19 protein-coding genes are annotated in these 22,746 nt (G+C 64.6%); 6 read left to right on the top strand and 13 right to left on the bottom strand.

The window, feature by feature from the left end:
* The first annotated feature begins 284 nt into the window (after positions 1–284).
* Complete coding sequence (locus PCE31107_RS01480; protein WP_150606052.1) at positions 285–2,009, top strand: GMC family oxidoreductase; 1,725 nt, start codon at positions 285–287, stop codon at positions 2,007–2,009.
* Here PCE31107_RS01480 and PCE31107_RS01475 read toward each other — a convergent pair.
* From PCE31107_RS01475 to gatC, 13 genes are all read right to left on the bottom strand, one after another.
* Positions 1,935–2,828: a prepilin peptidase gene (locus tag PCE31107_RS01475; RefSeq protein WP_246181680.1), complete on the bottom strand. Its 894-nt coding sequence runs from the start codon at positions 2,826–2,828 to the stop codon at positions 1,935–1,937. The two genes, PCE31107_RS01480 and PCE31107_RS01475, sit on opposite strands and share 75 nt — an antisense overlap.
* Positions 2,828–3,925, bottom strand: a complete 1,098-nt coding sequence (locus tag PCE31107_RS01470; RefSeq protein ID WP_130024544.1) for a type II secretion system F family protein — start codon at positions 3,923–3,925, stop codon at positions 2,828–2,830. The genes PCE31107_RS01475 and PCE31107_RS01470 overlap by 1 nt, the downstream gene beginning before the upstream one ends.
* 36 nt (positions 3,926–3,961) lie before the next feature.
* The gene (locus tag PCE31107_RS01465) at positions 3,962–5,680 is read right to left on the bottom strand and encodes a GspE/PulE family protein (RefSeq protein ID WP_174966517.1); all 1,719 of its coding nucleotides are present in this window, start codon (positions 5,678–5,680) and stop codon (positions 3,962–3,964) included.
* Positions 5,664–6,125 carry a hypothetical protein gene (locus PCE31107_RS01460; RefSeq protein ID WP_130024542.1) on the bottom strand — a complete coding sequence of 154 codons (462 nt, stop codon included), beginning with the start codon at positions 6,123–6,125 and terminating at the stop codon, positions 5,664–5,666. The genes PCE31107_RS01465 and PCE31107_RS01460 overlap by 17 nt, the downstream gene beginning before the upstream one ends.
* A complete protein-coding gene (gene pilO2 / locus PCE31107_RS01455; protein WP_150606048.1) occupies positions 6,115–7,470 on the bottom strand; it encodes a type 4b pilus protein PilO2 in 1,356 nt (451 codons plus the stop codon). The genes PCE31107_RS01460 and pilO2 overlap by 11 nt, the downstream gene beginning before the upstream one ends.
* A gap of 1 nt (position 7,471) precedes the next feature.
* Positions 7,472–9,265: a secretin N-terminal domain-containing protein gene (locus PCE31107_RS01450; protein WP_150606046.1), complete on the bottom strand. Its 1,794-nt coding sequence runs from the start codon at positions 9,263–9,265 to the stop codon at positions 7,472–7,474.
* A gap of 50 nt (positions 9,266–9,315) precedes the next feature.
* On the bottom strand, positions 9,316–9,894 hold the full coding sequence (locus PCE31107_RS01445; protein WP_150606044.1) for a toxin co-regulated pilus biosynthesis Q family protein: 579 nt from the start codon (positions 9,892–9,894) through the stop codon (positions 9,316–9,318).
* 55 nt (positions 9,895–9,949) lie between these two features.
* Positions 9,950–10,597 carry a type 4 pilus major pilin gene (locus tag PCE31107_RS01440; protein ID WP_174966516.1) on the bottom strand — a complete coding sequence of 216 codons (648 nt, stop codon included), beginning with the start codon at positions 10,595–10,597 and terminating at the stop codon, positions 9,950–9,952.
* A 491-nt stretch (positions 10,598–11,088) separates the two neighbouring features.
* Positions 11,089–11,895, bottom strand: a complete 807-nt coding sequence (locus tag PCE31107_RS01435) for a polyphosphate kinase 2 family protein (RefSeq protein ID WP_150606040.1) — start codon at positions 11,893–11,895, stop codon at positions 11,089–11,091.
* 126 nt (positions 11,896–12,021) lie between these two features.
* Positions 12,022–13,494, bottom strand: a complete 1,473-nt coding sequence (gatB, locus tag PCE31107_RS01430) for an Asp-tRNA(Asn)/Glu-tRNA(Gln) amidotransferase subunit GatB (protein WP_150606842.1) — start codon at positions 13,492–13,494, stop codon at positions 12,022–12,024.
* A 127-nt stretch (positions 13,495–13,621) separates the two neighbouring features.
* On the bottom strand, positions 13,622–14,038 hold the full coding sequence (locus PCE31107_RS01425) for a hypothetical protein (RefSeq protein ID WP_246173882.1): 417 nt from the start codon (positions 14,036–14,038) through the stop codon (positions 13,622–13,624).
* An 89-nt stretch (positions 14,039–14,127) separates the two neighbouring features.
* The gene (gatA, locus tag PCE31107_RS01420; RefSeq protein WP_150606036.1) at positions 14,128–15,618 is read right to left on the bottom strand and encodes an Asp-tRNA(Asn)/Glu-tRNA(Gln) amidotransferase subunit GatA; all 1,491 of its coding nucleotides are present in this window, start codon (positions 15,616–15,618) and stop codon (positions 14,128–14,130) included.
* Positions 15,619–15,740: 122 nt separating this feature from the next.
* Positions 15,741–16,040, bottom strand: a complete 300-nt coding sequence (gene gatC, locus PCE31107_RS01415; RefSeq protein ID WP_130024534.1) for an Asp-tRNA(Asn)/Glu-tRNA(Gln) amidotransferase subunit GatC — start codon at positions 16,038–16,040, stop codon at positions 15,741–15,743.
* Positions 16,041–16,590: 550 nt separating this feature from the next.
* On the opposite strand from gatC, the gene PCE31107_RS01410 reads away from it, so the two are divergent.
* From PCE31107_RS01410 to rodA, 5 genes are all read left to right on the top strand, one after another.
* Entirely contained in the window at positions 16,591–17,634 is a 1,044-nt protein-coding gene (locus PCE31107_RS01410) for a rod shape-determining protein (RefSeq protein ID WP_010805637.1), read from the top strand.
* A gap of 184 nt (positions 17,635–17,818) precedes the next feature.
* Positions 17,819–18,787, top strand: coding sequence for a rod shape-determining protein MreC (gene mreC, locus PCE31107_RS01405; protein WP_017231544.1), 969 nt, complete (start codon positions 17,819–17,821; stop codon positions 18,785–18,787).
* 9 nt (positions 18,788–18,796) lie between these two features.
* On the top strand, positions 18,797–19,309 hold the full coding sequence (mreD, locus tag PCE31107_RS01400; RefSeq protein ID WP_130024533.1) for a rod shape-determining protein MreD: 513 nt from the start codon (positions 18,797–18,799) through the stop codon (positions 19,307–19,309).
* 43 nt (positions 19,310–19,352) lie between these two features.
* A complete protein-coding gene (gene mrdA, locus PCE31107_RS01395) occupies positions 19,353–21,566 on the top strand; it encodes a penicillin-binding protein 2 (RefSeq protein ID WP_150606034.1) in 2,214 nt (737 codons plus the stop codon).
* Positions 21,566–22,714: a rod shape-determining protein RodA gene (rodA, locus tag PCE31107_RS01390; RefSeq protein ID WP_017231975.1), complete on the top strand. Its 1,149-nt coding sequence runs from the start codon at positions 21,566–21,568 to the stop codon at positions 22,712–22,714. The genes mrdA and rodA overlap by 1 nt, the downstream gene beginning before the upstream one ends.
* The last annotated feature ends 32 nt before the right edge of the window (positions 22,715–22,746 follow it).

Here is a 22,746-nt window from a genome sequence, read left to right as displayed (position 1 = left end):
TCTCCGTATGCCCAATTGCCGTATGTGACGGTCACGCCATGGGGATCCTTTCATCATAGCGGCTAGGTCCGCGCGCTCCCATAAATTAGAGGATTGCTTCACATCCCCCCCGGGCGCAGGGATTGTCTGCTTACAATGAGTGCCGCTTCGAGGCGTCGCCCATGAAGCGGCACCGCGCACAGCCAGACACGAGACAATCGCGCACAGAACGACAAGCAAAATGCAGCGTACAAGACGTCAAAAAAAGCAGTAGATGCAGTGCCCATCCAAGGGAGGATGACAGCATGGACTACGACTACATCATTGTCGGCGGCGGCTCCGCCGGTTGTGCCTTGGCGGCGCGATTGGCCGACGGTGCGCCGGGCAGCACGATCGCGCTGATCGAAGCGGGTCCGCCCGACAACAGCTTTCTCGTACGGTTGCCGCTCGGTCTCGCCGCATTGGTGCCGTTCCGATCGCGGCGCAACTATGGCTATCGCACGACGCCACAGGCGGGGCTGGCCGGACGTCAGGGCTATCAGCCACGCGGACGTGGCCTGGGCGGCTCGAGTTCGATCAACGCGATGATCTACACGCGCGGTCACCCGGACGATTACAACGCATGGGCGCAGGCCGGCTGCACCGGCTGGGGATGGGACGACGTGCTGCCGTACTTCCGTCGCAACGAGAACAACGAACGCGGTGCAGACGCCTGGCACGGTACCGGCGGCCCGCTCAACGTTGCCGATCTGCGCACGGTCAATCCGTTCTCGCAACACTATGTCGACGCGGCGCGCGAAGCCGGGTTTCCCGTGAGCGACGACTTCAATGGTCCGCACTACGAAGGCGCGGGCATCTATCAGGTGACGCAAAAAGACGGGCAGCGCTGGAACGCCGCGCGCGCCTATCTGCAAGGAAAATCACGCGCGAATCTGCATGTCATCACCGACGCGCTGGTGCAGCGCGTTGTCTTCGATGGCAAGCGCGCGACCGGCGTCAAAGTACAACGGCGCGGCGCGCTGGAGACGTTGCGCGCACGCGCTGAAGTCGTGCTGAGCGCCGGAGCGTTCAATTCGCCGCAGTTGCTGATGTGCTCCGGGATCGGTCCCGCCGAACACTTGCACTCGCATGGCGTGGAGGTGCACGTCGATGCCCCGGGTGTCGGAGCGAACCTGCAGGATCACATCGACTTCATCATCAACAAATACGTGGCGCATCGCGATCTGGTCGGCTACACGCCCGCGGGATTGTGGCATCTGCTCACGCAAGGGCTGGACTATCTTCGCGAGCGGCGCGGCCTGTTCGCCAGCAACGTGGCCGAAGCCGGCGGCTTCCTCAGGAGCGATCCGTCGCTGGCACGCCCCGATTTGCAGATGCATTTCCTCGTGGGCATCTGCGACGACCACAATCGTCGTCTGCATCTGCGCCGAGGCCTATCGTTGCATGCCTGCGTATTGCATCCGAAAAGCCGCGGGCGCGTGACGCTTGCCAGCGCCGACATGCGCGACGCGCCGCGGATCGACCCGGCCTTTCTGCAAGCGCAGGAGGACGTCGACACGTTGCTGCGCGGGGTGCGCGTGATTCGCCGGATTCTCGCAGCGCCGTCGCTCGCGCAGTTCGGTGGTGAGGAGCTGCACAGCCGGGGCATCGAGTCGGACGAAGCGCTCACCGCGCTGATCCGTGCGCGCGCCGACACCATCTACCACCCGGTCGGCACGTGCCGGATGGGCAGCGACGCGGCGTCGGTCGTCGATCCGGAACTGAGGGTTCGCGGCGTGGAAGGTTTGCGCGTGGTCGATGCGTCGATCATGCCCACGCTCATCGGCGGCAACACCAACGCCCCGTCGATGATGATCGGCGAAAAGGCCGCGGACCTGATGTTGTCGGGCGGGGGTCGATTGACGCAGCGCGTTGGATCGGCATCCGTCGACACCGCGCCGCAAGCACCAGCGACGTTAGCCGCCCGGGCGCAGCCACAGATCCAGGAAAGGCTCGCCCCACAGGCGGCTCGCCACCGCACCCAAGCATAGCCAAGGACCGAACGGCAGCGGCTCGCGCAACGCGCGGCCGCGCCATGCGCCGAGGCCGGCGAAAGCGAGCGTGGCCGCCACCGCGCCGAACGCGAGCATCAGCGGCGTGCCGATCCAGCCCAGCCACGCGCCGCACGCGGCGACGAGCTTGGCGTCGCCGCCGCCGAGTCCGTCGACGCCGGTCAGCGCCCGATACGCGCCCCCCATCACCGCCATGACGCCATACCCCAACGCAGCGCCGAGCACGGCGTCGTCGACGGGTAATGTCAGGCCCGCGACGCTGCCCAGCAAGCCGGCCCACAGCAGCGGCAACGTGAGCGCATCGGGCAACAGTCGCGTGTCGATGTCGATCAGCGAAAGCGCGAGCAACGTCGCGCCGAAACCGCACCATGCCAGCATCGCGACGTACTGCGTCGACGGCGCGAACGTCCAGGCGAGCGTCGCGAACATGACACCCACGGCCAGTTCAACGAGCGGGTAGCGCGGGGAAATGCGGTCGCGGCAATGCGCGCACCGGCCGCGCAGGAAGACGTAGCTGAGCACCGGGACATTGTGACGCGCTGCGATGCGAGTCTCGCAATGCGGGCAGCGCGACGGCGGCCACGCGAGGTTGAACGTGGGCGTGACCGGCGGCAACTCGCCCGCCCACGTCGCGGCCTCCTGCGCCCATTGTCGCTCCAGCATGCGCGGCAGACGGGAGGCGACGACGTTCAGAAAGCTCCCGACGAGCAGCCCCAGCATCGCCATCGCCACCACCACCGCTTCGCGCGGCAGTGCCCGAAAGTCATTCCCAACGTTATCGATGAGCAACACCATCATCAGAACATCGACTCCGCGTACTCACCCGCCGCGTGCCCGATCTGCAACATGCCGCCCACGGTGAAGATGATCGTCAGACCGACCAACGCCATCAGCACCGAGCGTAGCGCAGCGGAACGCGCCTTGACGCGCTCCGCGACTTCCTCGATGGTCATCAGGCCGATCTTGCGAATGCCGGCATCGAAGTTGGTGCGTCCCGCGTATTCGACCAGACGATCGAAGACCTCCTCGTTGAAGATGCCGGTGTCCATCGCCTTGACCAGACTTCGCTCGCTCTTGAGCGACGCGCGCATGCGCAGCAGGTGCGAGCGCATCCAGGGCGACGCGCCCACGAGCAACAGCGAGACGGCGTCGAACACCGACGTCTTCGCCCCCGTCAGCGCAGCGAGCGCCACAAGGAACTCGCCCGCCCGCACATCGCGATACACGGCGTACGGGCCGAAACGGTCGGCGCGTCGACGCAGCGGGCCCGCCCATCGACTCAGCGACAGCGAGATCGCCACCACGACCGCAAGCGGCACGCCATAGAGCAACGGCCACCAATTCGCCACGAAGCCCGACAACACATACAGCCCCTTGCCCACGAGCGGAAACCGCTCCGGCGGCATGATCTCGGTCATGATCGGCATCATGCCGTAGGCCACGCCCAACTGGATCGCGGCGAGCAGCACCGACATGAAGATCGGCAGCACCACGGCCCCGGCGATCGCCGCGCGGGTTTGCTGCTGCAAGGTGACCACACGCGCCAGAAAGCGCAGCGTGCCGGCGAGATCCCCCTTTTCGCCGGCGGAAATCACGATCAGGTCTTCGTCGGGAATCGTGCCCTGCCACGACTTGCGCAGGTTCTTCGAGCTGGCGCGGTCGCGCCAGATGGCATAGAGCGGCGCCATCGGATTGCGCCGCTCCTTGGCGCGCGCATACCGGCGGGAGAACAGTTCGAACGGATTGGCACCGTCCTCGATAGCGTCGGCGAAGTCGCTGTAGAACTTCGCGCGCATCTTGCGAAAATGACGTTTCGCCCGGCTCAGTCCCGGATACGGATCGCGCGCGGGCGATAGCTTGGCTAGCAGATGTTTGACGGCTTCGAGCATAGGCATTTGAAGGGCGTTTCAAACCAGTTTCGTGACAACGGCTCACACACTCGCGAGTCGGCGCGGCGGCTGCGGCGACGTGGAGCCGCCCTTCCATAACTGGAACTTCTTGAGCTTGTAGAACGCCGCCTCGATGTCCTGCGGATCGATGCGGCCCTGCGCCATCTTGTAGATCGCATGCTCCATCGCCGACTTGCCGCACATGACGGGGCTCGTGAGATCGCCGTCGTGGTACGCGCGCCAGTGCCGCTGCGCTTCCCAGAATTTCGACTGCCGCAACAGGTCGAGCAATTCCTCGGTCAACTCGCACACCTCCGCCACGACCGTCTGCCCGGCCGTGCCCCGGCCCTTGCAATGCCCACACCCCGGCCCCGCCACACAGACACGCGCCGTGTCGATGCCGAGGCCACCGATCACGCTCAACGTCATCTCGTCGAGCTTGCCGATAGCCGGCAACTTGCAGTGATCGCACAGCACCGGAATCAGCTTCTGGTACACCATCGCGGTAAGAAAATTGGGGGAGGTCACGGCGGAGACGGGCATGCCGATCTCGTCGCTGATCAGGCGCGGAATAATGCCGAAGGCGCTCGACGCGTGCACGGTCGAGAGCACCTGGTGCCCCGTCTCGGTCATCGATTTCGCGAACGAGCCGGTCTCCACGTCGCGGATCTCGCCGGGCATGAGCTTGTCCGGATCGCCGCGCAGCAGCACTTTCGCTGCCGCGCCGAAGGCCGATTCGCCGTGACCGTCTTCGGCACGCCGCTGAATCGGGATCTGCGTCACATGCGGCTGGATGTACTCGACCGGATCTTCGATGGAGAAGAATTTCTTACCGGCGTCGCGCTCGTACATCATCATGGTGCGCAAGGTCGTCGACTTTCCCGAGCCCGTCTCGCCCGCGATGATTGTCAGCCCCGGGCTGCGATACACCGCGTTCTCCAGCACTTCGACCTGGTCGTCCGAATAGCCGAGTTCGGCGAGCGACATGACATCGTCGTCGACGGCCTCGTTGACGAGCAGGCGCAGCACGACATCGACGCCGCGATTCTCCTTGATGCTCTGCAGGCGCAGCTGATACTTGCGATTGCGCAGGTTCAAGGGAATCGAGCAACTCTGATGCTGGTCCTCGTCGAAGTGATTGTGGCTGCGGCTGCTGGGGTCGGCGCGCGAGTTGTAGGCCGCCGAGACCGCGTCGAGCATCGCATGGTAGTCGCGCGACAGGCGATCGACCTCGCTGGTGGCGCGCAACTTGCCGTGAATGCGCATGCGCACGCGCACATGCCGGCCCTCGCGAAACTCGAAATGGATGTCGGACGCCCGAGCGTCAATGGCGCGCTCGATGATCAGATCGAAATTCCGGTAGGCGCCGGTGCGCTGCTCCTCGGTGCGTGCGCCGTCATCGCCGTTCTGTTGCAGACGCGACTGCATGAGCAGGATCTCTTCGGTCGTGCCGACATAGACACCTTCGAGATCGAGCCGGTGCGTCGCCCGCACCGCCTGCTCGAAACGCGAGAGCAGATCCGAGCCCTGCATGCGAACGAACGTCGTGTGCTCGAGCAACACCAGGAACAGGCGCGGCTTGATGGCCACGAGCACCAACGACCCGTTTTCGGCGCCCGCCAGGGTGATGCCGAGATCCTGACGCCAGCCCTGCGTTTGGATGTCTTCCAGGCGAAGGTCGGCAATCGGTCGTGCGACAGCGCCGCCACGCGCGTTGACGCGCGAGAACGCGGCTTGGAAACGGTCAGAAATCGTTGCCATCGCGTCGCCCCGGTGAGCCCTGTCTGGCGTTGTTCGTGGGTGCCGGGCCCATCGCATTGGGCAACAGCAGGCGACGCGGCTTGCCGCCTCGCGCCACGTCGACGAAGTCGCTGCCGATCTTCACCACCCGCCAGTCGCCAAACCGGTCGCCGTTGCTCACGTTGTAGCCGAAGCGGCCATCGACGCGCAAATAGGCCACCGTGGTCTCGTCGACGCCGTGAATGAAGAGCAGCTCTGGCGGCACGTCGGGCGCCCCACCGCTCGTGGGCGGACGCTCAGCCCCTTTTGCCTCGCCCTGGGCGTCCGCGGCTTCCTGCGACGACTTGAGGTGGGCGCGCGCAAAGGTGTCGATGGTCTCGGCGGCACGCGCGGGCACGATCGACATCGGCAACGACAGCATCGCGGCCGTCGCGACCCCAGCGGTCAAGCGAAGCTTAGTGGACATAGTAGGTTCCTTGAGCGGAGAAGACGGGTTTGGTGTCGTCGATCACGATCGTCAACTCGTGCAACGACATGTTGCCGGCGCGCATCATCAGACCGGCCACGGAATCGACGAACGCCAGGTGCCCGGCCATCTTCCACTCGCCCTTGGCGATCGGCGGCGGCACATCGCTGCGTCTCGCGACCTCCGGCGGCACGTTGACGAGCGGCTGAGGCATCGAGAGCGAGATGTCCATGCCGTAGTCGCCGAGCGATTGCAGACGGGCACCCGCCGTGCGCAGGAATTGCGTGCGCGGCACAGGCGTCACACGCGTATCGCCGTCGTCAGGATCGTCTTCGTCGTCGGCAGGCGTTTGCGCGACAGCCTTGGCCGTCGCGGCGACGGCGGACTTCGACACCGGCGGGACGGCCTCGACGGGCGTCATGGACTCCGTCGCGTGGTCGAGATCGACGATCTGCGCGTTCGGACGTTGCGAGAGGAGCAGATCGAATGTGCCGCCCTCCTGGCGCTGCCACTGAATCTCACAGTCCTGCGTGTTGCACGAAATGGCGGCGGGACGCCATCCGCCCGCGTTCGCCGGCAGGGCCTGAATCGTGTATTGCAGTCGACGCGCATACGACGCCCCGGCCGCGAACGGCTCTGCGTCGATGGCGCGCGCAAGCGCCTGCTTGTAGACATCGACCGGATCGACCCGATTGGCCGCCGCGCGCTTCGCCTGCTGCATGTCGTCATACCAGGACCACCCCCACGCCCCGGCGCCACCGACGAGACAGAGCGTGACGAGTGCGATGGCCGCGATTTTCAGTTGCCGTGCCGGCAGGGGCTTGCGCACCGCCTGCAGACACGCCTCGCGCGACGGTTCCTGATCGACCTGCTTCGCGATGTCCTCGAGCGTGAGCGCCACGTCGGCAACGCCGAAACTCAGGGGCGCCACACCGGCAATCGTGATCTCGCCGTCGATCTCTGCGGCCCATTGTTCCAGCCGCGCGCGCACGTCGGACGCTGGCACCACCAGATCCAGTTCCGGACGGTGCTCGCGCAGCGTGATGAGGAGCGTTGCCGCGGCGTTGTCGGGGTCGGGATGCAGAAACGCGACATTCGGCGCATCGACCATCGCACCGAGCACGGCGCCCAGCGCGTATCGCTCCGGCGTGCCTTGCCCCTTGATGACCGGGTCCGTTGAAAACAGGCCCACGGTGCGCGTACCGGCGCCGTCGTCGGCCACGGCGAAGTGCGATGCATCCCGGCTTCTGGCAAGCCCACGGATCTCCGTGGCTTCCTTTTGCAAGCCGATCAACGTCTCCCACTGCCCACCGACGACGAGATGGTTGGACAATATGCGCGTCATGTCACACGCCCTCGGTCAGTTCCGGCGAAATCAGGATGACGACTTCCTTGACCTGCTGACGCGCCTCCTTCGTGCCGCCTTCGTAATTGAAGATGCCGTCGCGATCGGTCGAATCGTCCTTGCGGCGGAAGCCGCTGAGCACCAGCGTATCGCCCGACTTGAGCGATGCCCGCTGCATGGTCTGGATCGACGCCGTGATCGGCAACTGCATAAAGGTGCCCACGCCGAGACCGTCGTCGCCGCTCCCGCGACCGCCCTCGCCCTGGCCGCCAATGCCCACCTGCACCCCATCGGTTCCGATTTTCGCGCTCACGTCCGTGCCTGAGCCCTCTCCGGCGCCCACGTTGCTGCCGCTCGGCGTTTCCTTGCCCGTGCGCAGGTTGATCTTGTCGAGCTTCCTGAGGTCGGACATGTCGATCTGAACCTGCAACATCACGCTTCGGTTATCCATGAGCGTGGGCAGCAGATTCATCACGAAGCCCGTGGTCAGCACCGACTGTTCGGCGGTCACGACGGCTTGTCCGCCGTAATTGCCGGGTGTCATCTTCGTTTGCGCGACGAAGCCCTGATTTTGAGTGACGGCGACCGGCGCCGGCTGATTGTTCAGCGTGACGACCGTGGTGTCGATCACCGTACTCACGCGCCCCTGCTGGCTGAGCGCGCGGATGAAGGCGTTGGACCCCTTGAATCGGCCGGTATCGATCGTTCTGAGCTGCATCCCACCCTTGCGCGACATGAGCGAGCCGCCGGCTGCGGGGCCCGCCAGGCCCAGCGTGATGCCGCTCGCCGCCTGATACACCAGATCCCAGTCGACGCCCGTGGCCGAATTCTCCTCGAGCGAGACCGAATACACCTGCACGCGCAACTTGACCTGACGGCCGAGCACCGCGTTCTCCGCGTCGATATAGCTCGCCACGCGTTCGATGACGTCGGCCGAGTCGCTCACGACCAGCGAACTCGTCACAACGGAAGGCGTGACACGTCCGCCCTCGGAGAGCATGTCGCTCACCGTCTTGACGAGATCCGTCCAGTAATCGAGTTCGGACTCCACGCTGACCTTCGCGTCGGCATTGAAGCTCAGATCGACGCCGCCCGCCGAGCCGCCCGCCCCGCCACCGCCCGAGGCACCGCGACTGGCCTGCATTTGCGACGCCTTGCCCACCGACGCCCGATACGACGAACTGCCGGGCATCATCTTGATCTGGAAAGTCCGCGTGACATACCGTGCGAAATGAACCACGCCGTCACGGTAGGTCCAGTGCGTGCCGGTTCGAAACGCAATGGTGTCCAGCAGTCCCGACAGCGTGCCGGTGTATTGCAGCGGCACCGTCGGCTCGCCCGTGTCGGCGCAATTGAGCTGGAAGAGGTTGGCCGGGCTGCCGCCGTTGCTGCCACGGTTCGCGGCACGCGGGCCGCCCCCCCCGCTACCTGCGCCACTCCCGCCACCCGCGGCGCACGACACGTCCGAGGCCAGGCGAATGGTCAAGCCGTTGCCGCGTGCCACCTGGGCCAGCACGACCGACATCGGCAATGGCGCGCCGGTCGCGAAGCGCACGTTGCGCTTGAAGAAGTCCGGCAACGCTATCGAGGCGTTGATCGGGACGGAACGCTTGGCCAGCCACGCCCCCTCAACGTGCTCGATGGCGCGAATCGGGACCGCCGCATGCGTGTCGAACGCCGATTGCGCGTTCGTCAGCACCTGCGAAACGTTGGCGTCGGTCTTGGAGAGCATGCCGGGCGTGCCGCACGCCGTCAGGAACGTAGTGGCGCACAACACGCCAAGTCGCTTACTCATGGATTACCGCTTCCGTGATGAAGGCTGCGCCGGGGGGAGCGCAACGCTTGTTATTGAGTGGCGTGAACGACGCGCAGCACGCGGTTGGCCTCGTAGACTTTCACGCGAATGGGGGCATCGGTGTTCTGCAACGAAACCACGACCTGCTCGACGATGCCCAGGAAGTCGCCCGTGAAGGTGGCGGGATACTCGATGGGGAAGTCGCGATCGATCTCCCAGGCGAGTTGCCAGCCGTGCGCCTCCAGGTAACGCTGAAGCGCCACAGAGACGCGGCCGTCGCCCGGCGACATGAGCAGTTCGAGAAGCTCGCGCACTTCGACCTGCGCAAGCGGTTCCGACGCGGCGATGGCCGGCGACGGCGATACGGACGACAGGGGCAATGTGGGCAATGCGGACGTCGAGCCCCCCTCCGGCGGCGCATCGTTCGACGGTGCCGTGTCCAGCGCGCTCGCGAGCGGCGGTGGCGGCGATACTGCCGCCGCCCTGCCGGACATCAACGGTTTGTGACTGGCGAACGCGATCTGCAGATCGGGCGATCGAGGCGCTTCTTGAGACCTCTCGACAGCGACAACCGTACTCGACCAGACGGTTGTCGCGACGGCAGCGGTCAGCACGCTTTTGATGTGCATGTTTTCCTCACGTCGAATTCAATGCCGAAATACCGGACGGGGTTCGATCATGAGATCAGGAGCCGCTGATGGTGAACTCGAGCTTCGCCTTGGTCAGGTCGTTCTTCTGGCCCGCGTCGTCCCCCGACATATTCGAGGATTGGCACGCCACCGCCAGGTTGCCCATCTCGAAGGGCTTTCTCAAATTCTTGAGATTCGTACCGTTCACGGTGACTGTCGTGAAGTTCGAGTGCAGCGTCGTCATGAACTTCTGACATTGATCGCTGGGCACATCCTCCGACGTCACCTGAACCCCGAAATTCGGCCCATCGTTGATCTTGGTCGTGATAGGTGCCATTTTCAACGTTCCGCCGAAGCGGTTCAGATATTCGCCGACCGTGCCTGCCGGAGACGGGGTAATCGAGCCGAACAGACCCATCTTGTCCATATCTTGCGGGCTCGTCTTGGCCGTCAGTTGCCCGGAAAGCACGGCGTTTTGAATCGACACCACGGCCATCTGCCAGTCCTTGATCTCCTGGTTCACGCGCACGGAGTTCATCAGCCTGGGCACACCCACCATCGCCCCAGCCATGATCAGCCCCATGACCGCGACGGCGACGGACAATTCGACCAGCGTCACACCGCGCTGGCCGCGCTTGATCCATCGACCCTTCATCTTATTTTTCATTTGCACGAGTGCGCCCTCGTTCACTTGCATGTCCATACCCCTCTTCCTGAGCAAATCGATTGGAAAAGCCGCGCGCCTTTGCGGTGACATCCGTGCGCTGCGACAGGGGCGATTTATGCCTGAACACTCGGCACCGCGTTATCGCGTGTTATCCGAATTTTTCGCAAATTGACAATCCCGGGGGGCAGGAAAGCACCCATCTGCGTGCCAATTTCGATAAGACGCTGTCTCTCGCCAAACGGCGAACAAGCGTCCTGGAGGAAGTTCAGAGCAAGGAGGGGCAAGGATCGACGCGAACGAGTGTCGCACCAGGGGTTGTCGTGGCCGTCAGAATCGGCCCAACCGCAACAAGAGTATTCCCAACGTCGCGCGCCGACGTCATCATTCAGCGGTTTCACAAGGCGCGTGGCATGCGTGCGTACGCAGATCGGGACGGTAACGCCACGCGGCGTGGAAGACCGGACGCACCGCGGATTTGCGCCGCCCGCCGCCGAAAACACGACGCCGGACGCGTCAGCGCACCGCAGTCATTCCACCTTCATGCCCGCGAGTTCCGGTCGTGCGGGCGGGTAGGACAGATTCAGATCGGTTAGCGCCTGCACCAGCAACTCAGCCACCATCAGGTTGCGGTGACGTTTAGCGTCGGACGGCACGACGTACCAAGGCGCGTGTTCCGTCGACGTGGCGGATAGCGCCGCCTCGTAAGCCTTGGTGTAATGCGGCCAGAAGCTGCGCTCCTTGAGATCGTTCAGTTCGAACTTCCAGTGCTTGTTCGGATCGTCGATGCGCTCCTGCAAGCGTTTGCGCTGCTCGTCGGACGAGATATACAGGAAGCACTTGACGATGCGCGTGTGGTTGTCGGCCAGCAGACGCTCGAAGTTGTTGATGTGCGTGTAGCGTCGCTTGCACTCGTCGGCGTCGATCCAGTCGTGCACGCGCGTGATGAGCACGTCTTCGTAATGGCTGCGATTGAAGATGACCAACTCGCCCGCCCCGGGCACGACGCTATGGACACGCCACAGAAAGTCGCGCGCCAGTTCCGTGGGCGTGGGCGACTTGAAATTCGCCACGCGAATGCCGAGCGGATCGACGTTCTGGAACACCGCGCGAATGGTGCTGTCCTTGCCGCTGGTGTCCATGCCCTGCAACACGAGCAGGACACGTTGCCGGCAGTTGGCGTGCAGAAGCGTCTGCAACTCGTCGAGCTTGAGCGCCAGCTCGGCCATGCGCGCCTTGTCGTCGCCCTTGCTCTCGCCGTTGAATGGCGTATCGGCCGGATCGTAATCCGACAGGTCGAGCTTCTTGCCGAGCGGTACGCGGTATTTCTCGAACATCGCCAACTCCTCGTGACAGGCCTGCGGGCTAGTATCGCGCAAAAACAAAAGCGCGGCGCCGAACGGGCCACCGCGCTTTTTGCCCGAGGGATTCTCGCCGCCGCGTTGGCGGCGGGTTCTCCCGCGTCAGGCCCCGAGCTTCTGCTTGAGCAACGCGTTGACCTGCGCCGGATTGGCCTTGCCCTTGGTGGCCTTCATCGCCTGACCGACCAAGGCGTTGAACGCCTTCTCCTTGCCCGCGCGGAACTCTTCGACGGACTTGGCGTTGGCGGCCAGCACCTCGTCGATGATCTTCTCGATCGCGCCCGTGTCGGTGATCTGCTTCAGCCCCTTCGCTTCGATGAGGCGATCCGCCGCGCCCTCATCGGTGGCGCGCTCCTCCCACATCAACTGGAAGACTTCCTTGGCGATCTTGTTGGAGATCGTGTTGTCGGCGATGCGAGCGAGCAGACCCGCGAGCTGCGCGCTCGAGACCGGGCTTTGGTCGATGCCGATGTCTTCGCGGTTCAGCAGGGACGACAGCTCGCCCATGATCCAGTTCGCGGCCGGCTTGGCACTCGCCTTGCCCGTCTTCGCGACCACGGCTTCGAAGTATGACGCTTGCGCTTTCGATTGGGTGAGCACAGCGGCGTCGTAGTCGGACAAGCCGTACGACTCGACGAAGCGCGCCTGCATGCCGGCGGGCAGCTCGGGCAACCCGGCGCGCACGCGCTCGATCCATTCGTTATCGATCACGAGCGGCAGCAGATCCGGATCCGGGAAGTAGCGATAGTCATGCGCGTCTTCCTTGCTGCGCATCGAACGCGTTTCCTTCTTGTCCGGATCGTACAGACGCGTTTCCTGCACCACCGTGCCGCCGTCTTCGATCAATTCGATCTGACGGCGCACTTCGTACTGAATCGCCTCTTCGAGGAAGCGGAACGAGTTCAGGTTCTTGATTTCAGCACGCGTGCCGAACGCCTTCTGACCGACAGGACGCACAGAGACGTTGGCGTCGCAGCGGAAAGAGCCTTCCTGCATGTTGCCGTCGCAAATGCCGAGCCACACCACGAGTCCGTGCAACGCCTTCGCGTACGCCACGGCCTCGGCCGCGCTGCGCATGTCGGGCTCGGTCACAATTTCGAGCAGCGGCGTGCCGGCGCGGTTCAGGTCGATGCCGGTCATGCCGGCGAAGTCTTCGTGCAGCGACTTGCCCGCGTCTTCCTCAAGGTGCGCACGCGTGAGCGTCACGACTTTTTCATAGGCCTCGCGACCGGTGCGGGCATCCGCCTCGACCTGAATCTTCAACGAGCCGCCCTGCACCACCGGGATTTCATACTGACTGATCTGATAGCCCTTCGGCAGGTCGGGGTAGAAGTAATTCTTGCGCGCGAAGATGCTGCGCGGCGCAATCGTCGCCCCAATGGCCAGGCCGAATTCGATCGCGCGCTCGACAGCCCCGCGATTGAGCACCGGCAACACGCCCGGCAGCGCCAGATCCACGGGACAGGCCTGCGTGTTGGGGGCCGCGCCGAACTGCGTCGATGCGCCCGAGAAAATCTTGGAAGCGGTGGAGAGCTGTGTGTGCGTCTCCAGACCAATAACGACTTCCCATTGCATAAGGTTCACCCTGTCTCAACTTGTCGGCATGGCGCATTCGCCCTGCCCTTGCCGCCGGTCGTCGCCGCGACGGTGACGCTCCGGCCTCTGTTCCTGTTCGCCGATGCTGGCTGGCGCTGGTTCGCGTCTACCGGCGAGTGTCCGCCGCGCAAATCCCAGAGCGCGGATCGAAACTCACCGGCCAGGCGTTCTGGTAAATGCCTGGCGTGCAATACGCCTCGCAGTTGGCATGGCCGATGGTCACGTTGCCCGGATCCTGCCAGATCAGCAGCTTGCAGCTTCCGCTGTTCGCCCGCAGTTCGATGCTCGGGCGCCACTGCGTCTGGTGGAAATCCGCCAGATTGAAGTGGCAGCTGCCCCGCTGGCCGACCCACAGGCGCCAGTCGAGCGACTGCACCTGATTGGACGACACCTTGAGCGTTGCCTGTTCGCGAAAGCCATCTTCGTCCGTCTGCGAGCAATAGCCCGACAGATTGATCTCGCGGTAGGCGATCGGCGTCGGACGCCCGATCGGCAAGCTGCACGACGCGAGCGTGAGCACCATGCCGGCGAGCGCCAACCCCTTCAATGCCCATGCGGCGGTGCGCGCCCCCTGCGGTGCGAGCGACGTGGTCAAGCGCTGGCGGCGCACGATCAGACGCCTGCCGGAGCGCGCGTGTGCCAGTCGGTCGCGCGCTGGAACGCGTCGGCCACTTGCAGCAGGCGGGCTTCGTCGAAGTAGTTGCCGATCAGTTGCAGGCCGACCGGACGCGCATCGCGCCCCGCGCCGACCGGCAGGCTCATCCCCGGCAAGCCGGCCAGGCTGACCGACAGCGTGTAGATGTCTGCCAAGTACATCTGCACCGGATCAGCGCTCTTCTCGCCGAGGTTCCACGCGACGGACGGCGCCACCGGCCCCATGATGACGTCGCACTGCGCGAACGCATTCTGGAAGTCCTGCGCGATCAAACGGCGAATCTTCTGCGCCTGCAGGTAGTAAGCGTCGTAGTAGCCGTGCGAGAGCACGTACGCGCCCACCAGAATGCGGCGTTTGACTTCGGTGCCGAAGCCTTCGGCACGCGACTTCTTGTACATGTCGAGCAGATCGCGGTACTCGGCCGCGCGGTGACCGTACCGCACGCCGTCGAAACGCGACAGGTTCGACGAGGCTTCGGCCGGTGCCAACACGTAGTACACGGGAATCGACAGTTCGGTCTTCGGCAACGACACCGGCACGCGCACGGCGCCGAGCCGCTCGAACTCACGCAACGCGTTGTCGATGGCTTCGCGCACGTCGGCGTCGAGGCCTTCACCGAAATACTCGGCCGGCAAGCCGATGCGCAGACCGGCCAACGGCTTGTCGGCCGTTGCGCCGTCGAGCGGCTTGCCCAGACCGCGCGAGAAGTCTTCGTCGGCGCGCTCCAGGCTGGTCGAGTCGCGTTCGTCGAAACCCGCCATGCCGTTGAGCATCCATGCGCAATCCGCCGCGCTATGACCGAACGGGCCGCCCTGGTCGAGCGACGAAGCGAACGCGATCATGCCGTAACGCGACACGCGGCCATACGTCGGCTTGATGCCGGTCACGCCGCAGAACGCCGCCGGCTGACGGATCGAGCCACCGGTGTCGGTCCCGGTGGCGACCGGCGCGAGACGCGCGGCCACCGCGGCAGCCGACCCGCCCGACGAGCCGCCGGGCACGGCGCGCGTGTCCCACGGGTTCTTCACCGGGCCGTAATACGAGTTTTCGTTCGACGAGCCCATGGCGAACTCGTCCATATTGGTCTTGCCCAGCGTGACCATGCCCGCGTGCGCCAGACGCTCGACGACGGCGGCGTCGTACGGACTGACGTAGTTCTCGAGCATGCGAGAGCCAGCGGTGCTGCGCCAGCCACGCGTGACGAATACGTCCTTGTGCGCGACGGGAATGCCCAGCAACGGCCGGTTCGCGCCCTCGCCTGCGGCGATGCGCGCGTCGGCGGCACGGGCTTGCGCGAGGCTCGCTTCGGCGTCGACGTGCACGAACGCGTTCAGATCGGCGGCCCCGGCAATGCGGTCCAGGTAGTGCTGCGTCAGCTCGACGCTCGAGACGCGCTTGGCGTCGAGCGCGGCGCGCAAATCCTGCAAATGAATCAGATCTTGTTCCATGGTGGCGGCTGTGCGTTATAGCGCATGAAGGCATGAGGACATGCGGGGCGCCGAGGGCGCGCGGCAATCCGTTGCGCGAGCGTCCGGCGCGCCGGACACGGTCATCGCGCAACGGGCCGGACTCATTCGATGACCTTCGGCACCAGATAGAGGCCGTCCTGGACGGCGGGCGCGGGACGCTGATTGGCCTCGCGATCGACCTGCTCGGTCACCGCGTCGGTGCGCAGGCGCTGGGCGACGGCCTGAATTTGCTCGATCGGATGCGCCAGCGGGGCGACGTCCTTCGTGTCGACCGATTGCATCTGCTCGACGAGCGCGAAGAAGCCGTTCAGCTCCTTTTCCATGTGAGCCGCCTCGTCATCGGCCAGCTCGAGACGCGCGAGGTGGGCGATGCGTTTGACGTCTGAGAGATTCAAAGCCATGAAGAAATCCCGAAAAAGTGCGCATTGGAGAGCAGCCGGGTGCATGCCTGACGCCAAAATTAGGGCCAGAATGCGGAGAATGTGCGGACGGCGTTGGACTCGTCCGCCGTTTTACTCCGTGCACCGGGCTGCGCAGGAGGGCTGGCGCGCCGTGCCACAAGGCTCCCGGCGGGCGCACCGGGGCGTCGAATGGGGTGTCAACGTGCTCGTTTTTCCTGCAAAACCTGCGAAATTATAAGGTATCATTGCGCATTAAATTTGCGTCGGAGCGTGTTTTTGCACCCTTCGCCGCTGTCGCGCAGGTGGGCCACGGCCAGTCCGAGGGGCGCGACAGACGTTCGCGCAGTCCATTGGAAGACCCTGACGCGACGGATGGATAACGGCAGCCCCGCCTCCTGCCCGGTACCGCATTCCTCGGTTTGTCCGCACGTTTCGCGAGCCGCCGCGTGGCGCCTGGCGATTTTTTTTGCGAACAGGCCGGAACCCAGATGACAGGCCGCCGTCCCAGTCACATCCATTGGGACGGCCTCACGCAGACACAGGATTTTGCATGTTCGGTTTTCTTCGAAGCTATTTCTCCAACGACCTGGCCATTGACCTGGGCACCGCCAACACGCTCATCTACATGCGCGGCAAGGGCGTCGTGCTCGACGAACCGTCGGTCGTCGCCATTCGCCAGGAAGGCGGCCCGAGCGGCAAGAAGACGATTCAAGCCGTCGGCAAGGAAGCCAAGCAAATGCTTGGCAAGGTGCCGGGCAACATCGAGGCGATTCGCCCGATGAAGGACGGCGTGATCGCCGACTTCACCGTGACCGAGCAGATGATCAAGCAGTTCATCAAGATGGCTCACGAGTCGCGCCTGTTCTCGCCGTCGCCGCGCATCATCATCTGCGTGCCGTGCGGCTCGACCCAGGTCGAGCGCCGCGCCATCAAGGAAGCCGCGCACGGTGCCGGTGCCTCGCAGGTGTATCTGATCGAAGAGCCGATGGCCGCGGCCATCGGTGCCGGCCTGCCGGTCTCGGAAGCCACGGGCTCGATGGTCGTCGACATCGGCGGCGGCACGACCGAGGTGGGCGTGATCTCGCTGGGCGGTATCGTCTACAAGGGATCGGTACGTGTCGGTGGCGACAAGTTCGACGAAGCTATCGTGAACTACATCCGCCGCAACTACGGCATGCTGATCGGCGAACAGACCGCCGAAGCGATCAAGAAGGAAATCGGCTCGGCCTTCCCGGGTTCCGAAGTCAAGGAAATGGAAGTCAAGGGCCGCAACCTCTCGGAAGGGATTCCGCGCGCTTTCACCATTTCGAGCAACGAAATCCTCGAAGCGCTGACCGATCCGCTCAACCAGATCGTGTCGTCGGTGAAGATCGCCCTCGAACAAACGCCGCCGGAACTCGGCGCCGACATCGCCGAGCGCGGCATGATGCTCACGGGCGGCGGCGCGCTGCTGCGCGATCTCGACCGTCTGCTCGCCGAAGAAACGGGCCTGCCGGTGCTGGTCGCCGAAGACCCGCTCACCTGCGTGGTGCGTGGCTCGGGCATGGCGCTCGAGCGCATGGACAAGCTCGGCAGCATTTTCTCTTACGAGTAAGCCAACGTGCGTGGTTCGTCGTCCGGCGCGGTGGGGCCATCCCTTCCCCCCCTCGCCCGACACGACGGGCCACGCAGCAAGACCATGCGCACGGAGCTTGTCGTCATGCTGTTCCGTCGCACCCGACTGACACCATTCGCGCACCGCGGCGCCTCGCTGCGCGTGCTCCCCTGAAGGGCCCACCATGCAGTACAGTCCGCCGCCACTGTTCAAACAGGGACCGTCGGCGTTGGCCCGGCTAATCTGTTTCGTCGCGCTCGCCATCGGCCTGCTCGTGGTCGACTCGCACTACAACACGCTGGAACGGGTTCGGGCCGTTGTCGGCACCGCCCTGTATCCGGTGCAACGCATGATGCTGTTGCCGCGCGACGCCATTCTCGGCGTGGCGGGCTTCTTCTCGACCGAATCGCAACTCTCGGGCGAGAACCGGGCGCTTCTCGCGCAAAACCTCGAACTCTCCGTGCAGGCCCAACGCAATAACCAGTTGACCGCCGAGAACGAACATCTGCGCCAGATGCTCGCCTTGCGCGAGCGCCTGCCCGTGCCGAGCATTCCCGCCGAGATCGAGTACGACACACGCGACCCGTTCACGCAGCGCGTGGTCATCGATCGCGGCACAAAGCATGGCGTGAAGCTCGGCGCCCCGGTGGTCACGGAACAGGGTCTGCTCGGTCAGGTCTCGCGCGTCTTCCTGCTGCAAAGCGAAGTCACGCTGCTCACCGACAAGGAGCAAGCCGTGCCCGTGCAAGTCACGCGCAGCGGTGTGCATAGCGTGATCTACGGCGGGCTGCGCGGCAACGTGCTGGACCTGCGCTTCATTCCGCTGTCGGCCGACGTCAAGGTCGGCGACGAAATCGCCACGAGCGGCCTGGACGGCATCTACCCCGCCGGCCTGCCCGTGGCCCGTATCACCAAGGTCGACCGCGTATCCGACACCGCGTTCGCGCGCATTCTGTGTCAGCCGGTGGCCAATCTGCGCAGCCAGCGTCAGGTGCTGGTGCTGCAATACACCACGCCGCTCGCCCTGCATCCGGACGCCGCCGCCGATCTCGCGCGTGCGTCCGATCCGTCGGCAAGCGGCGAGAAGCCCGGCCAGAAGGGCGGCACGCGCGCCGATCCGAAGCGCGCCCCGGCCGCCCGCAAGGGTCATTGAGGAATCGACATGTCACGACCGCAATACATTCTGCTGCCGGTCAATCCGTACTTCATCGCGATCAGTCTCGTGGTGGCGTTTCTGGTCAACCTGATGCCGTGGGGCCACGCCCCCGCCATGCCCGACTTCGTCGCGCTGGTGTTGATGTTCTGGAACATCCACCAGCCGCGCAAGGTGGGCATGGGCGTGGCGTTCCTCGTTGGCCTGCTCATGGACGTGCACAACGCCGGCCTGCTGGGCGAGCACGCGCTCGCTTACACGTTGCTTTCGTACGGCGCTATCATGATTCACCGCCGCGTCCTGTTTTTTACGCTGCTTGGTCAGGCGCTGACGGTGCTGCCGTTGCTGTTGCTCGCGCACGTGGTGCCATTCATCATTCGTCTGGCGACCGGTGCGGCGTTTCCGGGCTGGTGGCCGCTCGCGGCGGGGTTTGTCGAAGCCCTGCTCTGGCCGGTGATCAGTATCCTGTTGCTGGCGCCGCAGAAGCGCGCCGTCGACCGCGACGACACGCGTCCGATCTGATGGGCCCCGTCCCCACCCGATCGCGCCACCGAGCCCTGCTTGCATGACCGAGTTCAAGAATCCCCAGCAACAACTGCAGACGTTTCATCTGCGGATCACGGCGGCTGCATTTTTCGTGCTGATCTGCTTTGGCCTGCTCGGCGTACGCTTCGTCTACCTGCAGGTCTTCCGCCATAGCCAGTACGCGCTGCAAGCCGACGAAAATCGCGTCTCGCTCGCGCCGATCGTGCCCAACCGGGGCGTGATCATGGATCGCAACGGCGTGGTGCTCGCGCGTAATTATTCTGCTTACACGCTGGAAATCACGCCATCGAAGATCGGCCGTCCGCTGGAAGATCTCATCACCGATCTGTCCGACGTGATCGAGATCACGCCGCGCGACCGCGCCCGCTTCAAGAAGCTCATGGACGACAGCAAGAGCTTCGAGAGCCTGCCGATCCGCACGCGCCTGACCGACGAGGAAGTCGCACGCTTCACCGCGCAGCGCTTCCGCTTTCCCGGCGTGGACGTGCACGCGCGGCTCTTCCGTCAGTACCCGCTGGGCGAAACCGCCGCGCACGTGATCGGCTACATCGGCCGGATCTCGCAGCGCGATCGCCAGCGGATCGAGGCGATGAGCGAAGAGAACGACAGCGACAGCGCCAAGTACGACATCCGCCGCGACGTCAACAACTACAAGGGCACCGATTACATCGGCAAGATCGGCGTCGAGCAGAGCTACGAGACGCAGCTCCATGGCATCACCGGTTTCGAGGAAATCGAAGTCACCGCCGGTGGCCGCCCGGTGCGCACGATCTCGCGCACCCCGGCCACGCCGGGCGACAACCTGGTGCTGTCGCTCGACATCAAGCTCCAGGAAGTCGCCGAGCAAGCCTTCGCTGGCCGGCGCGGCGCGGTCGTCGCCATCGAGCCGAAAACGGGCGACGTGCTCGCGTTCGTATCGGCGCCGAGCTTCGATCCGAACATGTTCGTCGAAGGCATCGACCAGCAGAACTGGGACGCACTGAACAACTCGCCCGACCGACCGCTGCTCAATCGTCCGTTGCGCGGCACGTATCCGATCGGCTCGACATACAAGCCGTTCATGGCGCTCGCCGCGCTCGAACTGGGCAAGCGCACCACGAGCTGGGGTTTCCAGGACACCGGCGCGTTCACCCTCGGCAACCATACGTTCCGCAACGACGTGCGCAACGGCCAGGGCTGGATCGACATGTACCGCTCGATCGTGGTCTCGAACGACACGTATTACTACATGCTCGCGCACGATATGGGCGTGAATGCGATTCATGACTTCATGGCGCCGCTCGGCTTCGGTCAGTTGACGGGTATCGACATCGAAGGCGAGGCGCGCGGCATTCTGCCGTCGACCGAATGGAAGCGCAAGGCGTACAAGAAGCCCGCGCAGCAGAAATGGTACGACGGCGAAACGGTCAGCCTGGGCATTGGACAAGGCTACAACTCGTTCACGATCCTGCAACTGGCGCACGCCACTGCCACGCTGGCCAACAATGGCGTGGTGATGAAGCCTCACCTCGTGAAAGCCATCGAGGATCCTGTCACGCACACACGCCAGCTCACCGTGCCGCACGAAAGCGCACGGCTACCCTATAAGCAGGCGGACATCGATTTCGTCAAACGCGCGATGGTCGGGGTGATCAAGGAAGGCACAGGCCGTCAGGCGTTCGCGGGCGCACCGTACGAGGCCGGTGGCAAAACCGGTACAGCGCAGGTCTACTCGCTCGGCAAGAACGAGAAGTACAACCACAACGCTATCCCCGAATTCAAACGCGATCACGCCTTGTTCATCGCGTTCGCCCCCGCCGACGATCCGAAGATCGCCGTCGCGCTGATCGTCGAGAACGCGGGATGGGGCGGCGCACAAGCCGGTCCGGTCGCGCGCCGTCTGCTCGATTACTACCTCGTCGACGAGCCGAAGGAGCGCGCCGCCGAAGCCGCGGCGTTGCAAGCGGGCGCATCGGGTCCGGGGGCGGCATCGGGCGTCTCGGCCGTGTCCGCCGCACCCGATGCCGCACCCGCCAGCGCTGCCGAACTGAGCGGCCGCACGACCGTGGCACGCGTCGCCCCGGTCGCGTCAAACGTGACGGCGAGCGTATCGCGTAGCACCGACGGCACGGCTTCCGCTGCCCGTGCACCGAAGCCCGCCCCGGCGCCGCATCGTCAGCCGGCCGTGAGTCCGACTGTCGCCGACGAAGCTCGCCATCGCGCGGCCATTCGCGCGCAAGGAGGAACGCCATGATGGCGCTCGACAAACATACGTGGAAACAGCAGGTGAAGCGCCTGTTCGTCGGTTTCGACAGGCCCCTGGCGCTGATCGTCTTCCTGCTGTTGTGCGTGGGACTGGTCACGCTCTATAGCGCCAGTATCGATGTGCCCGGGCGCGTCGAAGACCAGGTGCGCAACATCGTGCTGACGTTCATTCTGATGTGGCTGCTGGCGATGCTGCCCACGCAGACACTGATGAAGTTCGCGGTGCCGCTCTATACGGCCGGTGTAGCACTGCTCATTGCGGTCGCGATGTTCGGGCTGACGAAGAAAGGGGCGAAGCGCTGGCTGAACGTGGGGATGGTGATCCAGCCGTCCGAGATCATGAAGATCGCCATGCCGCTGATGCTGGCGTGGTACTTCCAGAAGCGCGAAGGCAATATTCGCTGGTTCGACTACCTGGTCGCCATGGTGTTGCTCGGCTTGCCCGTGGGGCTGATCGCCAAACAGCCTGACCTCGGTACTGGCCTGCTGGTGGCCGCCGCCGGACTTTACGTGATTTATCTGGCCGGGCTGTCGTGGAAGCTCATTCTGCCGGTACTCGTCGCTGTCGTGATCGGCATCGGCACCGTTCTGGCCGTACAGGACAAGATCTGTCAGCCGGGGGTCGAATGGTACTTCCTGCACGACTACCAGAAGCATCGTGTGTGCACGCTGCTGGACCCAACGTCGGATCCGCTCGGCAAGGGCTTCCACACGATCCAGTCGGTCATTGCCATCGGCTCGGGCGGCACAACCGGCAAGGGCTGGCTCAAGGGAACGCAGGCCCACCTCGAGTTCATTCCCGAGAAGCACACCGACTTTATTTTCGCGGTGTTCGCCGAAGAGTTCGGGCTGATCGGCGAAGCCGTTCTGCTGGTGCTGTATCTGCTGCTGGTCGCGCGCGGGCTGGTGATCGCGGCCTCCGGCGCCACCTTGTTCGGGCGCCTGTTGGCAGGGTCCGTCACGATGATCTTCTTCACCTACGCCTTCGTGAACATGGGCATGGTGAGCGGCATTCTGCCGGTGGTCGGCGTTCCGCTTCCGTTCATGAGCTACGGCGGCACCGCGCTGGTGACGCTCGGCCTGGGGATCGGCATTCTGATGAGCGTGGCGCGCGAGAAGCGCCTGATGCAAAGCTGACGGTCCGGCGCGCTGCGCCGACAAGGCAGACG

It is taken from the genome of Pandoraea cepalis, from assembly GCF_902459625.1.
Classification (GTDB): Bacteria; Pseudomonadota; Gammaproteobacteria; order Burkholderiales; family Burkholderiaceae; genus Pandoraea; species Pandoraea cepalis.
This window is presented reverse-complemented; position numbering and strand designations above follow the sequence as displayed.

Excerpts from the sequence above, each read along its gene's own strand:
- rodA (WP_017231975.1), top strand. The coding sequence starts at position 21,566 with ATGGCGCTCGACAAACATACGTGGAAACAGCAGGTGAAGCGCCTGTTC.
- mreD (WP_130024533.1), top strand. The coding sequence starts at position 18,797 with ATGTCACGACCGCAATACATTCTGCTGCCGGTCAATCCGTACTTCATC.
- PCE31107_RS01410 (WP_010805637.1), top strand. The coding sequence starts at position 16,591 with ATGTTCGGTTTTCTTCGAAGCTATTTCTCCAACGACCTGGCCATTGAC.
- gatC (WP_130024534.1), bottom strand. The coding sequence starts at position 16,040 with ATGGCTTTGAATCTCTCAGACGTCAAACGCATCGCCCACCTCGCGCGT.
- PCE31107_RS01450 (WP_150606046.1), bottom strand. The coding sequence starts at position 9,265 with ATGAGTAAGCGACTTGGCGTGTTGTGCGCCACTACGTTCCTGACGGCG.
- PCE31107_RS01425 (WP_246173882.1), bottom strand. The coding sequence starts at position 14,038 with ATGGTGCTCACGCTCGCGTCGTGCAGCTTGCCGATCGGGCGTCCGACG.
- PCE31107_RS01440 (WP_174966516.1), bottom strand. The coding sequence starts at position 10,597 with ATGGACATGCAAGTGAACGAGGGCGCACTCGTGCAAATGAAAAATAAG.
- PCE31107_RS01460 (WP_130024542.1), bottom strand. The coding sequence starts at position 6,125 with ATGTCCACTAAGCTTCGCTTGACCGCTGGGGTCGCGACGGCCGCGATG.
- PCE31107_RS01445 (WP_150606044.1), bottom strand. The coding sequence starts at position 9,894 with ATGCACATCAAAAGCGTGCTGACCGCTGCCGTCGCGACAACCGTCTGG.
- PCE31107_RS01435 (WP_150606040.1), bottom strand. The coding sequence starts at position 11,895 with ATGTTCGAGAAATACCGCGTACCGCTCGGCAAGAAGCTCGACCTGTCG.
- mrdA (WP_150606034.1), top strand. The coding sequence starts at position 19,353 with ATGACCGAGTTCAAGAATCCCCAGCAACAACTGCAGACGTTTCATCTG.
- gatB (WP_150606842.1), bottom strand. The coding sequence starts at position 13,494 with ATGCAATGGGAAGTCGTTATTGGTCTGGAGACGCACACACAGCTCTCC.
- PCE31107_RS01470 (WP_130024544.1), bottom strand. The coding sequence starts at position 3,925 with ATGCCTATGCTCGAAGCCGTCAAACATCTGCTAGCCAAGCTATCGCCC.
- gatA (WP_150606036.1), bottom strand. The coding sequence starts at position 15,618 with ATGGAACAAGATCTGATTCATTTGCAGGATTTGCGCGCCGCGCTCGAC.
- PCE31107_RS01465 (WP_174966517.1), bottom strand. The coding sequence starts at position 5,680 with ATGGCAACGATTTCTGACCGTTTCCAAGCCGCGTTCTCGCGCGTCAAC.
- pilO2 (WP_150606048.1), bottom strand. The coding sequence starts at position 7,470 with ATGACGCGCATATTGTCCAACCATCTCGTCGTCGGTGGGCAGTGGGAG.
- PCE31107_RS01480 (WP_150606052.1), top strand. The coding sequence starts at position 285 with ATGGACTACGACTACATCATTGTCGGCGGCGGCTCCGCCGGTTGTGCC.
- mreC (WP_017231544.1), top strand. The coding sequence starts at position 17,819 with ATGCAGTACAGTCCGCCGCCACTGTTCAAACAGGGACCGTCGGCGTTG.
- PCE31107_RS01475 (WP_246181680.1), bottom strand. The coding sequence starts at position 2,828 with ATGATGGTGTTGCTCATCGATAACGTTGGGAATGACTTTCGGGCACTG.